This window comes from Mesorhizobium sp. M0590, from assembly GCF_040320905.1.
Classification (GTDB): Bacteria; Pseudomonadota; Alphaproteobacteria; order Rhizobiales; family Rhizobiaceae; genus Mesorhizobium.
Genome location: NZ_JAMYQN010000030.1, coordinates 1 through 15,856, shown reverse-complemented (window position 1 = coordinate 15,856; position 15,856 = coordinate 1). Strand labels below are relative to the sequence as shown.

The window sequence follows — 15,856 nt, the reverse complement described above, 5'->3', positions numbered from 1 at the left end:
AATGGCGGAATTATCGCCCGTGGCCCCGGATGGATATGCCGTGGATCGATGGTATGCCAGCGTGGCGCGCAAGATTCCGCGCAGCGTCGATGAGGACACGCGAGACCAAGCACGTGAGCTCGCCGGAACAGAAGAGTTCGCAGCATCCCGCCAATTAACGCAAGGGGTAGATGCTGTTCGCCACCTCAACGCAACTATGCGGTTCGAACGAATGCGTGACTGAGATCGCGATCCGACGCTTTGTGTCGCCATTGTCGGGTCCGCTACACGGCTTGGTCCGACAGTCCTTTCTTTGGCTTCAAGCTAAATACCTGAAAAGCAACCATAAAATTATTCTTCGATTCGACCAGCCAAATTGGCACGAGTCTTGAAATCCTTGGGTGCGAGGCGGCGACAGCTGCCCGACCGGCATTCGTGTCGCGGCAGCCGCGATGAATGGAACGAAGGAAGGAAAGCTACATGTCAGGTCTGCGTCAGATCGCCTTTTACGGCAAGGGCGGCATCGGCAAGTCCACCACCTCCCAAAATACGCTCGCCGCCCTTGTCGACCTCGGGCAGAGAATCCTCATCGTCGGCTGCGACCCCAAAGCCGACTCCACCCGCCTGATCCTGAACGCGAAGGCGCAGGATACGGTCCTGCACCTCGCGGCTCAGGAAGGTTCGGTGGAAGACCTCGAACTCCAGGATGTGCTCAAGGTCGGCTACAAAGGCATCAAATGCGTGGAGTCGGGTGGCCCCGAGCCGGGTGTCGGCTGCGCCGGCCGCGGCGTGATCACCTCGATCAACTTCCTCGAGGAAAACGGCGCCTACGACGATGTCGACTATGTCTCCTACGACGTGCTCGGGGATGTAGTGTGCGGCGGTTTCGCGATGCCGATCCGCGAGAACAAGGCCCAGGAAATCTACATCGTCATGTCCGGCGAGATGATGGCGCTCTATGCCGCCAACAACATCGCCAAGGGCATCCTGAAATACGCCCATTCGGGCGGCGTGCGGCTCGGCGGCCTGATCTGCAACGAGCGCCAAACCGATCGCGAGCTCGACCTCGCCGAAGCGCTGGCTTCCAGGCTCAATTCCAAGCTCATCCACTTCGTGCCGCGCGACAACATCGTCCAGCACGCCGAGCTCAGGAAGATGTCTGTGATCCAGTATGCGCCGGACTCGAAGCAGGCCGGGGAATACAGGGCGCTGGCCGAGAAGATCCACGGGAATTCGGGCCAGGGCACCATCCCGACCCCGATCACCATGGAGGAGCTCGAGGACATGCTGCTCGACTTCGGCATCATGAAGACCGACGAGCAGATGCTTGCCGAGCTTCAGGTCAAGGAAGCGGCTAAGACGGCCGCACAGTAGCGACCGCTGTGACATGAGGCGCCGCCTGACCTGGTGCGCCTTTCAAAGAACGGCGCCTCGTCGGTGAGGCGTCACCCTGAACCTTGAAAGGGGTCCCATGAGCCTGGAATATGAGAATGACGGTGCCCTCCATGCGAAGCTTATCGAGGAGGTGCTGTCGCAATATCCTGACAAGTCGGCGAAGCGCCGCAGAAAGCACCTCAGCGTCGCAAAGAGCGGCGACGAGGCTGGCGAGGAAAGCGAGGTCCTTTCCGAATGCGAGGTCAAATCGAACATCAAGTCCATCCCCGGCGTGATGACGATTCGCGGCTGCGCCTATGCCGGCTCGAAAGGCGTGGTGTGGGGTCCAGTCAAGGATATGGTCCATATCTCGCACGGCCCGGTCGGCTGCGGGCAATATTCCTGGTCTCAACGCCGCAACTACTACGTCGGCACGACCGGCATCGACACTTTCGTCACGATGCAGTTCACCTCCGATTTCCAGGAGAAGGACATTGTTTTCGGCGGCGACAAGAAGCTGGAACGGATCATCGACGAGATCGAGGAACTGTTTCCGCTGAACAAGGGCATGACTGTGCAATCCGAATGCCCGATCGGCCTGATTGGCGACGACACCGAAGCTGTGTCCCGCAACAAGGCCAAGGAGCACGAAAAGACAATCGTGCCGGTGCGCTGCGAAGGCTTCCGCGGCGTTTCGCAATCCCTCGGCCACCACATCGCCAACGATGCGATCCGCGACTGGGTCTTCGAGAAGAAGGACATTGAGTTCGAGGCCGGCCCGTACGATGTCAATGTGATCGGCGACTATAATATCGGCGGCGACGCCTGGGCTTCGCGCATCCTGCTCGAGGAGATGGGCCTGCGCGTGGTCGGCAACTGGTCGGGCGACGCTACGCTGGCCGAAATAGAGCGCGCGCCCAAGGCCAAGCTCAATCTCATCCATTGCTACAGGTCGATGAACTACATCTGCCGGCACATGGAGGAAAAGTATGGCATCGATTGGATGGAATATAATTTCTTCGGCCCCTCCCAGACCGAAGCCTCTCTGCGCAAGATAGCCAAGCATTTCGGGCCGGAAATCGAGGCCAAGGCCGAGGCGGTCATCGCCAAATACCGGCCGTTGGTCGATGCCGTCATCGCCAAGTACCGGCCGCGCCTCGAAGGCAGGACGGTGATGCTCTATGTCGGCGGGCTGCGCCCCCGTCACGTCGTCACGGCATATGAGGATCTGGGCATGGTGATCGTCGGCACTGGCTATGAATTTGGCCATAACGACGACTATCAGCGCACTGGCCACTACGTGAAGAAGGGCACGCTGATCTATGACGACGTGACTGGTTACGAGCTGGAGAAGTTCATCGAGGGGATCCGTCCTGATCTCGTTGGCTCCGGCATCAAAGAAAAGTACCCGGTCCAGAAGATGGGCATACCGTTCCGTCAAATGCATTCCTGGGATTATTCCGGCCCGTATCACGGCTACGACGGCTTCGCCATCTTCGCCCGCGACATGGATCTGGCCATCAACAACCCGGTCTGGAACCTCTACGACGCCCCCTGGAAGAAAAAAGCCGAGCCGTCGGCGGCGATCGCAGCCGAATGAAACCTGGCCTCCCGGAAGGCGGGAGGCCGTTGAACGCCTGTGGCCCTTTGTCCGCGGGAGACCTGAAACGTTTCGACGTCCCTGTGCCGCCGTATGGCGGGCCAGATGGAGAAGAGGTAACCACCCATGCCGCAGTCGGCTGAAAAAGTTCTCGACCACGCGCCCCTGTTCCGCGAGCCGGAATACAGGCAGATGCTCGCCGAGAAGAGGCTGAATTTCGAATGTCCGCACCCGGACCAGGTCGTTACCGACCAACGCGAATTCACCAAGACGTGGGAATACCGCGAAAAGAACCTCGCTCGCGAAGCGCTTGTCGTGAACCCCGCCAAGGCCTGCCAGCCGCTTGGCGCGGTGTTCGCGGCCGCAGGGTTCGAGCGAACCATGTCCTTCGTCCACGGTAGCCAGGGCTGCGTGGCCTATTACCGCTCGCACCTGTCGCGCCATTTCAAGGAGCCTGCTTCGGCAGTTTCCTCCTCGATGACCGAGGACGCGGCAGTGTTCGGTGGTCTGAAGAACATGGTCGACGGGCTCGCCAACACGTACCAACTCTACGACCCGAAGATGATCGCCGTCTCGACCACTTGTATGGCCGAGGTCATTGGCGACGACCTGCACAGCTTCATCGAGAACGCCAAGGACGAAGGCTCGGTCCCGCGCGACTTCGACGTGCCCTTCGCCCACACGCCGGCCTTCGTCGGTAGTCATGTCGACGGCTATGACGTAACGGTCAAGGGCATTTTGGAGCACTTCTGGAAAGGCGAGGAGCGCACGGAAGCCGAGGGAACCATCAACATCATTCCGGGTTTCGACGGCTTTTGCGTTGGCAACAACCGGGAGCTCAAGCGCCTGCTCGATCTGATAGGCGTGTCCTATACCTTCATCCAAGACGCCTCTGACCAGTTCGACACGCCGTCGGACGGCGAATACCGCATGTACGACGGCGGCACGAAGATCGAAGACGTGAGGAAGGCACTCAACGCGGAGGCGACACTCTCGCTACAACATTACAACACCCGAAAAACACTGGAGTATTGCGAGGGGGTAGGGCAGGCGACTGCCTCGTTCCATTACCCGCTCGGAGTCCAAGCAACCGACGACTTCCTGATGGAGGTCTCCGCGATTTCCGGCAAGCAAATCCCCGAGGCAATCCGCCTGGAGCGCGGCCGACTTGTTGACGCCATGGCGGACAGCCAATCCTGGCTGCACGGTAAGAAATATGCCATCTACGGTGATCCGGACTTTGTCTACGCCATGGCCCGCTTCACCATGGAGACGGGCGGCGAGCCGACCCATTGCCTCGCCACCAACGGCACCTCGGCATGGGAAGCGGAGTTGAAGGAACTGCTTGCATCATCGCCCTTCGGCAAGGATGCTCAAGTCTGGGCTGGCAAGGACCTCTGGGCGATGCGCTCGCTGCTCTTCACCGAGCCGGTGGACCTGCTGATCGGCAACTCCTATGGCAAGTATCTGGAGCGCGACACCGGCACGCCGCTGATCCGGCTGACGTTTCCGATCTTCGACCGCCACCATCACCATCGGTTTGCGCTTATGGGCTACCAAGGCGGGTTGCGCGTCCTGACGACGATCCTCGACAAGATCTTCGACAAGCTCGATCGCGAGACAAGCGAGACGGGCGTGACGGACTATTCGTATGACCTCACCCGCTAAGCGTGACGGTCGGCTTTGGCCGGTCGTCTTCCCGAGGGACTTTGGAGACCGACGCAATGTCCTTGCTCAGAGCCAAAATCCAGGATGTCTTCAACGAGCCTGCCTGCGAGGAGAACCGCGGCAAGGATGCCAAGGCGCGCAAAAAGGGCTGTTCGAAGCCACTAACCCCCGGGGCGGCGGCCGGCGGCTGTGCCTTTGATGGCGCCAAGATCGTGCTCCAGCCGATCACCGACGTCGCGCACCTGATCCATGCGCCGCTCGCCTGCGAGGGCAATTCCTGGGACAACCGCGGTGCGGCTTCGTCCGGGCCAACGCTGTGGCGCACGAGCTTCACGACCGACCTCACCGAACTCGACGTGGTGATGGGGCAGGGCGAGCGGAAGCTTTTCAAAGCGATCCGCGAGATCAAGGAAGGGTATGGGCCGCCGGCTATCTTCGTCTATCCGACCTGCGTGACGGCGCTGATCGGCGAGGATATCGAGGCCGTCTGCAAGCGGGCGGCGGAAAAGTTCGGCCTACCGGTGGTGCCGGTCAATGCGCCGGGCTTCGTCGGCTCCAAGAATCTCGGCAACAAGCTTGCCGGCGAGGCGTTGCTCGAGCATGTCATCGGCACGGTGGAGCCCGACGATGCCGGCCCTTACGACATCAACATCCTTGGAGAATTCAACCTCTCGGGCGAATTCTGGCTGGTGAAACCGCTCCTTGATCGGCTGGGCATCCGGGTGCGCGCCTGCATTCCGGGTGACGCGCGTTACTTCGACATTGCCTGCGCGCACCGCGCCCGGGCGGCTATGATGGTGTGCTCGACCGCGCTCATCAATCTCGCCCGCAAGATGGAGCAGCGCTGGGACATCCCGTTTTTCGAGGGCTCCTTCTACGGCATCACCGACACCTCGGAAGCGCTCCGACAGATCTCTCAGCTGCTCGTGAAGAAGGGTGCCGATCCGGAGATCCTCGGCCGCACCGAGGCATTGATTGCAGATGAGGAGGCGATCGCTTGGAAGAAGCTCGCGGCCTACCGGCCGAGGCTCGAAGGCAAGCGCGTGCTGCTCAACACCGGCGGTGTGAAGTCCTGGTCCGTCGTTCATGCGCTGATGGAGATCGGCATCGAGATCGTCGGCACCTCGGTCAAGAAGTCGACGGTCGAAGACAAGGAGCGCATCAAGCAGATACTCAAGGACGACAACCACATATTCGAGCAGATGGCGCCGCGCGAGCTTTACGCCATGCTCTCAGAACGCAAGGCCGATATCCTGCTGTCGGGCGGGCGCACGCAATTCATCGCGCTGAAGGCCAAGACACCCTGGCTGGATATCAACCAGGAGCGCCAACACCCTTACGCCGGCTATGACGGCATGGTGGAACTCGTACGCCAGATTGACCTCGCCATTCATAACCCAATCTGGTGCCAGGTGCGGGAGCCGGCACCATGGGATTGCCAGCCTGCGGTGAGGGAGCAACTGCCGCGCACGAAAAGCGAGACCGCGACCTTGCATGCTGTCCAGGAATTCGCCAGCACGATGGCCGACGATTTCGGCGAGTGTTGAGGAAAGCCGATGGTCCGCATCCTTCCCCAGACCAAAGCGGCGGCGGTCAATCCGCTGAAGTCATCGCAGCCGCTCGGTGCCGCCTTGGCCTTTCTTGGCGTCGACGGCGCGATGCCGTTGTTCCACGGCAGCCAGGGGTGCACCAGCTTCGCCCTCGTGCTCTTCGTGCGGCATTTCAAGGAAGCCATCCCCTTGCAGACCACGGCGATGGACGAGGTGGCGACGATCCTCAGCGGGGCAGACCATCTGGAAGAGGCGATCCTCAACCTCAAGGCCCGCACAAAGCCAACGCTGATCGGGGTCTGCACGACGGCGCTGGTGGAAACCCGGGGCGAAGACTGCGCAGGAGATATCGCCAATATCAGGCTGAAGCGCAGGGAAGAACTCGCGGGTACGGAGGTGGTGCTAGCCAACACGCCGGATTTCGGCGGCGCGATCGAAGAGGGCTGGGCCAAGGCTGTCACCGCGATGATCGAAAGGATTACGCGGCCCGGCGAGCAGGCGCGGCAGTCGAAGAAGATCGTGATCCTGCCTGGCTGGAACCTCACTGTGGCTGATATCGAGCATTTGCGTGAAATGATTGAAAGCTTTGGACTCAAGCCGGTGATTCTGCCGGACGTCTCCGGCTCGCTCGACGGTACGGTGCCCGACCGCTGGATCACGACCACCTACGGCGGCACCAGCATCGAGGATATCCGCGAGCTTGGCACGGCCGAGCAATGCATCGTCATCGGTGAGCATATGCGCCGCCCGGCCGAGCTGCTTCAGAGGTTGACCGGCGTGCCTTACGTGCTGTTCCGGTCGCTGACTGGATTGAAGGACGCCGACCGGTTCGTCTCGCTGCTGTCCGTGGTTTCGGGCGCGGCGGCGCCGGCTGGGGTGCGCCGTCGCCGGGCGCAGTTGCAGGACGCGTTGCTCGACGGACATTTCCACTTTGGAGGCAAGAAAATTGCGATCGCTGCTGAACCAGACCAACTCTACCAACTCGCGAGCTTCTTCATCGGCATGGGCTCCGAAATCGCGGCGGCGGTCACCACGACCGACATGTCGAAAATTTTGGAGGAAGTACCGGCGCAGTCGGTTCAAATCGGCGATCTCGGCGATTTGGAAGCTCTTGGCGCCAGCGCTGATCTTCTCGTCACCCATTCCCACGGCCGCCAGGCGGCGCAGCGCCTCGGCATTCCGCTCATGCGGGTTGGCTTCCCGATCTTCGACCGGCTCGGTAGCCAGCACAAGCTCACAATCCTCTATCAGGGGACCCGCGACATGATCTTCGAGGTTGCCAACATTTTTGAAGCCAACCGGCACGCGCCGACGCCTGAGGCGCTTGATCCACTCCGTAAGCGAGAAATCCCAGATGAGCTCCGTTCGTCGCCTCTCGCTCGTCACTGACGAGGTTCACGCACCGACGCCGGAACGCCAAGCCGGCGCATTGCGGGTGGCGATCGCCACGCAGGACATGAAGAACCTCAACGCCCATTTCGGTTCGGCCAGGCGCTTTGCTGTCTACGACGTGATGCGCGAGGAGTGGAAGCTCGTCGAGGCCGTGGCCTTCGATGACGTTTCGGACGAGAGCGGGAAGCACCCAACTGAGGGCGATGACCGCATCACCCCGAAGGTGGAGGCGCTGAAGGGATGTCATCTCCTGTTTTGTCTGGCGATCGGCGGACCTTCGGCAGCCAAGGTTGTTTCGGCAAAAATTCATCCGATCAAAGTGCCGCACCCCCAAACCATCCAAGAGGTGCTGTTGCGCACGCAGATGATGCTCAGGACGTGTCCTCCCCCTTGGCTGCGCAAGGTGCTGGCGCAGGCAGGTGTCGCCGAACAGAAACCGTCCTTCGAGGACGAGGACTGAAATGAGGAGTGGGCGAAATGTCTGACGCCGTGGTTAGCCCTGCTGTCGCCGAAGACGAGGCGGCCCTTGCCACCCCGTTCGTCAAATGCCTCGTGCGGCTGGTCCGGGCTCATGATTCCCACGGGTCTTGGGAAGGGAAATCGGACGCCGAGCTGCTGGGCGACTTCATCATCACCAGGGAACAGCGCCGTGCGATCCCGATCATCGGCGATCCCGATCCGGACGTGCTGTGGAGGCTCGAGATGTTTTACACCGCCGTCGGGCTTGCGATCGAGGAGCGTTCCGGCCTGATGGCATCGCCGATGATGGAGATAAGCCATGAGGGCTTTGGGCGCGTGCTTCTCACGGCCGGGCGGTTGGTCGTTCTGTCGAAGACCCTGCGCGACGTCCACCGGTTCGGCTTCGAGACGTTCTGGAAACTCGCCACGGCCGGTACGAAACTGGCCGGCGATGCGACCGCAGCTATTGAGGCTCATCCCGAGGTGGCGCGGGCGTGATGGAACCGATTTTCGATCAACGGGATCGTGTCAGGCCTTGAGGACATGCGATGGCCAGCCCTCTCAATCGAGGCGATCGAGGCCGATGTGGTTCTTGGGGCAGCGCTGATGAAGCCACTGGTCCTGATCTGTTCGCAGGATCCGGAGTTCTATCTGGTCCACAGCCACATTCTGGAGGTGGATGGCTTCACGATTCAACTGGCCGGCAGCGTGGAGGAGGCGCTTGCATTGGCCAGTGAACGGGAGCCGAAGGCCGTGGTGCTGGACTGCCAGCCAACAAGCGCGACAGGCTCCATAATCTGCGCCCGGTTCAAGGGGGAGCCCCGGACCGGCGGCCTGCCCGTAATTGCGCTGATCGCGCCCGGCGCCGAGAACCAGCACCTCGATCTCTTGAAGGCTGGTATTGACGAGAGCTTTGTGCGGCCCTTCGCGCCGGCCAAGCTGCTTGACTGTCTACGGATGAAGCTGGCGCTGCCAAAGCCGGGTTCGAACGGGATTGAAAACGGCGGCTGGATCTCCTGTGGCGACCTTGAGATAAGGCTCGATGCCCACCGCGTTCGGGGTAATGGCCACGAAGTCCACCTTGGGCCGATCGAGTTCAACCTGCTGCGGCTTTTGCTTGAGACTCCCGGCAAGGTCTTCACCAGAGACGAGCTGATCAGCGCGGCCTGGCCGGCCAATATCCATGTCGGTGTACGCACCGTGGATGTCCATATCAGCCGGCTCAGAAGGGCTCTGAAGGCGGCCTCCCCCTCCAGCGTCATTCGTACCGTCAGGTCGGCCGGCTACTCGCTCGAGTGGCCGGACGGCTGAATAGATAACCGATGTGGTGCCATTCCGCATTTCCGCCGTGCTGAGGGCAAGTCTTGCGGCTTCGAAACGCGCCGGCAGGTACGACATATTCAGAAAGAAGCAGTCAGATGGCTTTCAGAAGCGTACTCAGTGTGACGGGAGCTGACCACTCCGATCAGGATGTCAGAACAGCTGCCAGCTTGTGTGCCGAAGTCGGCGCGTATCTTTCCGTACTGGTGATGTCGCCTCCGCCGCTCATTATGCCTTCTCCGCTGCTCGGCGATGGCATCCCCGAGTGGCCTGGACAACGCGCACAGGCCATCGCCAGACTGGACAACCGGTTTAGGCAGATCGAAAGATTTTCACAGGACATGGCCAGACTGGAAACAACATCCAGGGAAATTCACAAACTGCTGAGAGCCACGTGGCGGTGCTATGATGTCGATATTGCCAACTGCGATCAGGCCAGCATCGGTGACGCGGTGCGACAGCGGGCGCTCTGCAACGACCTGACAATCGTCGGCCCCGCACTTCTCAACGACATTAACGTCGGTCCCCTTGTTATCAACGGCAGCCTGTTCGACACCGGAAAGCCGGTGCTTGTCGTGCCGGAGGGCGCTGAGGCGACTCTGTCTCCACGGCGCGTGCTGGTCGGCTGGGATTCGCGAGTCGAGGCGTCCCGTTCGGTTCGGGAAGCGCTGGATCTGCTAGCCGGTGCTGAGGAAGTTCGTGTCGCACTAGTCGATCCGGAGGCGACCTGCACCGGAAACGGTACCGAGCCGGGAGCCGATATCGCTGCCTATCTCACTCGGCACGGTGCTCGGGTGTCGGTTGACCTGCTGGCGAGCGCCGGAAAATCGGCAGCCACGGTGCTCGCGCAGCACGCAATCGACACGTCTGCCGACATGATAGTCATGGGCGCTTATGGCAACCGCAGGCTACGTGAGCGACTCTTCGGCGGCGTGACGAGATGGATAGTTGGGAAGCCGTCATTGCCGTTGTTTTTGGCTCGCTGACGGATTCCAAAGCAGCACCGACGCTGTTTGAAGCTCTACTTCCCTGGATCACCTATCCTGATCCAAGTCGGAGAAAGATTGCCGCAAACGCGCCCAGTTTCGCGAAGCTCCTCGGAGCGAATCTGCAAGCGCCATCGCCGGGAACATCGCGGACGTCTCGCGTTCGGGGTTCTGCTCGCCCGAGATGATCCATAACGCGGAGACCAACACCGGGCAGAGATATGGGCAGTCCTCAATGCAGTGAAGATCACGGCTTCGCAGGTCGGCGTCAGGTCAAAGAGAGTCGTTCAGCGCGGCAGGCCGAGTTCCGATCCGTAGCGGCATCGTATGGGCGGTATCACGATCTCCTCATTACTGGCCGGGAGCTTAACAACGCAACGACCGTGCCGTGGCCGAGGCCCTCAACTTCGAGTCGGAACGGTCGAGCTCCTGCCGCGGTCGGCGGGAATCGATCGCATAAATTACGTTGCCCATGGTCTGGATTGGCAGGCGGGTTAGGGGTGAGGACGGCCGCATCTTCAGCGTTTTCAGTCGGTCCGGCCCAACCCGCGTGGCGACCGAGTGGTCTTTGGCCGGTCAATTCCGACAACGCTCACATTCGCACCAGGCGGTCCCTGTAGGTGAACGGGACACAGAACGACAAAACCAGGAATCCGGGAGAGTTCACCGCGCCGGCACATGCCGGCACTCATCCTGGCCCTCTTCGCTACGATCATCATCGTCAATCTGGCGAAGACGGTACTCGCGACCCGCAGCCGGACATGACCGGCTTCGTCGTGAAGAACTCCTGCGTCGCCAGCCAGGAATTCAATCGCAAAGCGGAAGAGGTAGGGCAGAGGCGATGCTCGGATGGAGCGGCCGCTGCAATCGCAATGGCGTTCCGCTACCACCTGAGCGACCGAAACGGCAAGAAGCTCAAGCAAGCCTTGAGGCGGACGATGATGACGAGCCTGGCGGTAGTCCAACGCAGTCACAATGTCCATCTGCTCGTGCCTCAGCCCGAATACATGTCGAGTCGTCCGTGGCCACGCTTCTCTGGCGACGCGAAGCGCGTGATGCGTGTCCAAGACCTGACAGTGGCAGAAAACATGTCGCGTCCAATACAACCGGCTATCTTGGGCACCCCGAAAGCTTTTAAAATGTAATCGAGCGTTTACTGCGCGCTGAGCGCGTTGGCACGGCCTTTGCGAATTGAGATTCAGCAACACTGAGTGAAGGCGGACTGCACGCAGATGCACAAGACAAGCGATGCTCTCCACTCCTTGAACCCTCGTGCCCCGTCTCAAAGGCGGAACAAGCTTGCGCATAAGGTCACGCAACTTTTGGCAACAGCTTTGGAGAGCAGTATGGTGTTCCAGATGGGGTCACCGGCTCCTTCGATCAAAATGGAGGACTGGCTGCGTGGCGAGCCCCTTGCGAACTTCCAGCCCGGCAAAGTCTATATCGTCGAATTTTGGGCAACTTGGTGCGAACTATGCATGGCGGAGATGCTCGATCTGATGCGGCTCCAGGAAAAATACAAGAACAGGGGACTTGAGGTCGTCGGCGTCGCGGCTAATGAAGACGCTCCAACGGCCGTTGAGGCTCGCACCAAGTTGGACGCGTGGTTGACCGAAAAGTGCTCGCATCTGAGCTATCGGATCGCGTTCGACCACACAGGTGAAATGAACAAGCTTTGGATGAAACCCAGCTTTTCTGTTGGGATTCCGACCTCGTTCGTGGTCGACCGAGACGGTCACATCGCCTTTATCGGTCATCCCAGCCAACTCGATGAGGTTTTGCCGAAAGTGCTTAACGGCAGCTGGCGCATCAGCGATAAAGCTAAAGCCGCCGATACGGAGCGGATCGCCACAAGCGAACCAATGGCGCGCGAACAAGCGTTGAAGCAGCCGATCGATGACAGATTCTGGGCGGCGGTGAAGTTAGAAGATTGGAAGACGGCGCTCTGGGCAATCGAAGAGGGCATCGCCTTGATGCCCGACGACATCAATTTCCGCCTGGCTCATGCGCACCTGTTGCTTCACAAAATACAAGACATGTGGACCGGCTTGCCCGTGATGCGCGAATTCGTGCGCGACGCGATCGACAAGAACTCCCAGGATTGGATGGTTTCGGCGCTAGACCAGCTTTTCCATCCGGCGAATGACCATTCGCGCCTTCCCCCTGCTGAGCGCTTCGCGATGGGCAAGGAGCTGTCCGAACACATCCTGGCGCTGAATCCTCCGCAAGGCGACAGCCCTAAGTTCCGGTCCTATCCCGCGGTCGCCCGGTACTATCACGAGAACGGCAACAATGATCGCGCGATCGAGTTGGTCGAACTGGCACTGACGTCGCTGGACGGTCCGGAGCCTATCCCGGCCGAATTGAAAGAGCAGCATCTGCCGGATTTGCTGCAGGCCCTCGCCAAGTACAGGGGTGGGAAGGTTTGTTGCGGCGCATTCTGTGGGGCTCCGCAAAACCATTTCCCGAAGGTGCCAAAGCGCGGTCGGCCGAGGAGGAAAGATAAAAAAGGGTAATTGGTCGAAATGGCTTACCGGGCAATTCGTCGATTTCCTTGGCGTGACCGCAGCAGGAGGGTCCATGCAGCACTTGGTCGATCGTCTGCAGCAGGATCGAGGCTCGAAACTTCATGGCCTCCGGCCGCATTGCGGCGGAAGTGATGTTCGACGCGAATTCACGTTGAAGACTTCGCAGTCAAGGACGTGTTCAAGGTCGGCCAGAGGGATATCAATTGCGTGGCATCAGCCGCGCCGAGCCGGGCGTCGGCTGCGCAAGTGTGCCCGAAGTAGGCATCCCAGAAAACAGACATCATGCTTCGACGAAGAGGACTGAAATGAGGACAATGCGAAATGTCTAGTGCTGCGGTCAGCCCGGCTGTCAACGAGGACGAGGCGGCCCTTGCCACGCCTTTTGTCAGATGCCTCGTGCGGCTGATCCGTGCTCAGGATGCCTCCGGGTCACTGGAAGGCAAATCAGACGCCGAACTGCTGGGCGACTTCATCATCACCAGAAAACAGCGCCGTGCGATCCCCATCATCGGCGATCCCGATCCGGACGTGCTGTGGAGGCTCAATACTTCTACACGGCCGTCGGGCTTTGGATCGAGGAACGCTCCGGCCTGATGACATCGCCAACGATGGAGATGAAATTCACGAGGACTTGGGGCCGCATGCTTTCCACGGCCGGGCAGTTGGTCGTTCTGGCAAGACGTTCATCGGTTCGGCTTCGAGATGCTCCGGAAACTGGCTGAAGCCGGTGCGAAACTGGTCGACGATGCGACTGCAGCATTGAAGCCTATCCCGACGTGGCACGGGCGTGAAGAAACCGATTTCGAGGAACGAATTATGTCAAACCTAGATGAGATGGGGAAGAAAGTTCGAAAGCTTCAGCTGCGCGCGGCACTTGCCAAGATGAGATTGCGCGGCCTTGCAGAGGATCTCCCGAGAAAATGGAGGGAGATAGAGGAAGTTGCTGAGGAAACGTCGGCTGTTTTTGCCGAGTTGGATGGTGCCAAGAGAGAGCTCGCTGCAATGAAGAAGTTACGATGAGGAGCACATTCACCACCCGCGACGGCTCCGGATGGATGCCGGAATATCTCACCGCTATAGACGGAACAACCTGCATCGGCTGCGGCCGCTGTTTCAAAGTCTGCTCGCGCGCGGTCATGCATCTTTACGCCGTCGATGACGCGGGTGAAAGTCTGGGCGCCTGCGACGACGAGGATGACGATTTCGATGGCGAGCTCAATCGCATGATCATGGTCGTCGATCATGCCGGCCGCTGCATTGGCTGCGGAGCCTGCGCCCGCGTCTGCCCGAAGAACTGCCAGACCCATGTTGCGGCCGACCAGGTCGCAGCATGATCTGAGGAGACAAAACCAGGAGAACGGCGTTGCCCTTTAGAATCTTTTGTCGCGTCCTGGCGCTGGTGCTGTGCAGCACCGCACTGACTGTCTACTTCGCTTCTCATTCCATCGGAACAGTAGTCGTCACGACGCTGACTTGTTCGCTGCTGCTTCAGCTGACGTACTTCGCAAGCGTGCTCTTTCTGATCTGGCGGTCTGGCTGCGTTAGCCGAGCTGGCCAAAGGGCTGAGCATTTCGGCAGTTGCAAGGAAGTTGGATGCGACCCGCCAGACCTTGATGAGGTAACGAATGGATCCGCAGCTTTGCTCCAGCGCGATCAAATGCTGGCCATCTCGCTGCTGCTTCCTTGAGGCGCCATGACAAGGTTAGCGCTCAAGTTAACGCCACTTTGGACCAACCATGAACATTGAGCGGATATTAGAAGGTGCTTGATAAGTCGATGGTGACCGCAATCGGGTCATTCTAGTTAATCCAGGAGTTGCAGTTCTTGAAATGCCATACGCATTGGTATCCTCTTCGCAGTACGCCGGCGTGCGGTTGCAACTCTCAATTGCGAACGAGGCGCTGGACAGTAATGGGACTCTTCTGGGCCCGGAAAACGCGGGCGACATCAAATCAAAGACGCCTCTAGAATGACTCGTGAATGGCTAATTCAGCTCCATCGCGTGTTGCCAGAGAGAAAATGCTGGAAAAGTTCGAACGCTATCTGGAGTGCGCCTCTCGGACCGGACAGGATGAACAAGCAGAATTGACTTGGAAGACGGGCTTTCGAAGGATGGAAGCCCATGGTGACTTATCGCACGCACAGCATCGAGTTCAAACGTCAGGTAGTGCAGGAGTTCCTGTCCGGCGAGACGCTGCATGGTCTCCCCAAGCGGCACGAACTGCCGCGTAACCTGATCCGCATCTGGGTTCAGAAGCACGAGGCCGGCTCCTTCGACGAAGACGTGGCGGCGGCCGACACGATGCAGGCCTATGAGGCGCGGATCGCAGCGCTGGAGCGGCTGGTAGGCCGGCAAGCCTTGGAAATTGAGTTTCTAAAGGGGGCTCTGAAAAGCGCACCACGTCCGAGAAGCGGGACTATAAGCCGAACCTTGGCGACCGACACCGCGCTCGCCCGGCGCGCCTGCCTTGAGAGCGAGCTGCCTCTGCTTTGCCGCATCAGCGCCGGGCGAGCCCAGAAGTAGTCCTGCTCCTCTGTCAGCAGATGCCAGATCAACACCGCGAGCTTGCGGGCGACCGCCACAGCTGCGACCTGATGACCACGCTTGTTACGGATGCGTAGGAAGAAGGCCCTGAGCGGTCCGGGCGCCTTCGCCGCCGCCCAGGCGGCCTCGACCAGCATGGCGCGGGCATGGGAACGCCCATGTTTGCTGATCCGGCCATATTGCGCCAAGCCAAGACCGGATTGGCGCACACGCGGATTGAGGCCGAAGTAGCTCACCAGCTTCTGCGGCTCGCGGAACCGCCGGATGTCGCCGACCGCGGCGATGATACCGCTCGCGACGATGACATTGACGCCGGTGATCGTCTGAAGCCGCCGGACTTGCGCATCATCAACCGCTTCCCGGGCGATGTTGCGTGTTTCAGAAATTCGCGGACACCCATTCCGCTAATTCGCGGACAGGGATTTCAGTAATTACGGGACAGTGATTCCGCTAAT

General features: G+C 60.1%; 14 protein-coding genes and 3 pseudogenes. 16 read left to right on the top strand and 1 reads right to left on the bottom strand.

All coding sequences use genetic code 11. The annotated features are described in order from the left end of the window. Positions 1–459 precede the first annotated feature (459 nt). The 16 genes and pseudogenes from nifH to NKI52_RS32825 all read left to right on the top strand — a co-directional run. The gene (nifH, locus tag NKI52_RS30270; protein WP_352700594.1) at positions 460–1,353 is read left to right on the top strand and encodes a nitrogenase iron protein; all 894 of its coding nucleotides are present in this window, start codon (positions 460–462) and stop codon (positions 1,351–1,353) included. A 97-nt stretch (positions 1,354–1,450) separates the two neighbouring features. Beyond that, positions 1,451–2,953, top strand: a complete 1,503-nt coding sequence (gene nifD / locus NKI52_RS30265; RefSeq protein ID WP_352700593.1) for a nitrogenase molybdenum-iron protein alpha chain — start codon at positions 1,451–1,453, stop codon at positions 2,951–2,953. A gap of 126 nt (positions 2,954–3,079) precedes the next feature. Next, complete coding sequence (nifK, locus tag NKI52_RS30260; protein WP_352700592.1) at positions 3,080–4,621, top strand: nitrogenase molybdenum-iron protein subunit beta; 1,542 nt, start codon at positions 3,080–3,082, stop codon at positions 4,619–4,621. A 56-nt stretch (positions 4,622–4,677) separates the two neighbouring features. Continuing rightward, positions 4,678–6,168 carry a nitrogenase iron-molybdenum cofactor biosynthesis protein NifE gene (gene nifE, locus NKI52_RS30255; RefSeq protein ID WP_352700591.1) on the top strand — a complete coding sequence of 497 codons (1,491 nt, stop codon included), beginning with the start codon at positions 4,678–4,680 and terminating at the stop codon, positions 6,166–6,168. A gap of 9 nt (positions 6,169–6,177) precedes the next feature. Beyond that, entirely contained in the window at positions 6,178–7,560 is a 1,383-nt protein-coding gene (gene nifN, locus NKI52_RS30250) for a nitrogenase iron-molybdenum cofactor biosynthesis protein NifN (RefSeq protein ID WP_352700590.1), read from the top strand. Continuing rightward, complete coding sequence (nifX, locus tag NKI52_RS30245; RefSeq protein WP_352700589.1) at positions 7,526–8,023, top strand: nitrogen fixation protein NifX; 498 nt, start codon at positions 7,526–7,528, stop codon at positions 8,021–8,023. Before nifN ends, nifX begins: the two co-directional genes overlap by 35 nt. Before the next feature lie 17 nt (positions 8,024–8,040). Further along, positions 8,041–8,520, top strand: coding sequence for a NifX-associated nitrogen fixation protein (locus NKI52_RS30240; protein WP_352700588.1), 480 nt, complete (start codon positions 8,041–8,043; stop codon positions 8,518–8,520). Between the two features lie 27 nt (positions 8,521–8,547). Then, positions 8,548–9,333, top strand: coding sequence for a response regulator transcription factor (locus NKI52_RS30235; RefSeq protein ID WP_352700587.1), 786 nt, complete (start codon positions 8,548–8,550; stop codon positions 9,331–9,333). A gap of 107 nt (positions 9,334–9,440) precedes the next feature. Continuing rightward, positions 9,441–10,328: a universal stress protein gene (locus NKI52_RS30230; RefSeq protein ID WP_352700586.1), complete on the top strand. Its 888-nt coding sequence runs from the start codon at positions 9,441–9,443 to the stop codon at positions 10,326–10,328. Positions 10,329–10,948: 620 nt separating this feature from the next. Next, positions 10,949–11,473 (top strand): hypothetical protein, encoded by a 525-nt coding sequence (locus NKI52_RS30225; protein ID WP_352700585.1) that lies wholly within the window; start codon positions 10,949–10,951, stop codon positions 11,471–11,473. Positions 11,474–11,674: 201 nt separating this feature from the next. Then, positions 11,675–12,844 carry a TlpA disulfide reductase family protein gene (locus NKI52_RS30220; RefSeq protein WP_352700584.1) on the top strand — a complete coding sequence of 390 codons (1,170 nt, stop codon included), beginning with the start codon at positions 11,675–11,677 and terminating at the stop codon, positions 12,842–12,844. 333 nt (positions 12,845–13,177) lie between these two features. Further along, positions 13,178–13,647: pseudogene (locus NKI52_RS30215) on the top strand (NifX-associated nitrogen fixation protein). 25 nt (positions 13,648–13,672) lie between these two features. Then, the gene (locus NKI52_RS30210; RefSeq protein ID WP_352700583.1) at positions 13,673–13,876 is read left to right on the top strand and encodes a CCE_0567 family metalloprotein; all 204 of its coding nucleotides are present in this window, start codon (positions 13,673–13,675) and stop codon (positions 13,874–13,876) included. Further along, the gene (gene fdxB / locus NKI52_RS30205; protein ID WP_352700582.1) at positions 13,873–14,190 is read left to right on the top strand and encodes a ferredoxin III, nif-specific; all 318 of its coding nucleotides are present in this window, start codon (positions 13,873–13,875) and stop codon (positions 14,188–14,190) included. Before NKI52_RS30210 ends, fdxB begins: the two co-directional genes overlap by 4 nt. Before the next feature lie 65 nt (positions 14,191–14,255). Next, complete coding sequence (locus tag NKI52_RS30200; RefSeq protein ID WP_352700605.1) at positions 14,256–14,543, top strand: exopolysaccharide production repressor protein; 288 nt, start codon at positions 14,256–14,258, stop codon at positions 14,541–14,543. A gap of 435 nt (positions 14,544–14,978) precedes the next feature. After that, positions 14,979–15,143 (top strand): annotated as a pseudogene (locus NKI52_RS32825) (transposase); the annotation flags it as partial. A 156-nt stretch (positions 15,144–15,299) separates the two neighbouring features. Here the strand turns inward: NKI52_RS32825 and NKI52_RS30190 are convergent. After that, positions 15,300–15,769 (bottom strand): annotated as a pseudogene (locus NKI52_RS30190) (transposase); the annotation flags it as partial. Between the last annotated feature and the right edge of the window lie 87 nt (positions 15,770–15,856).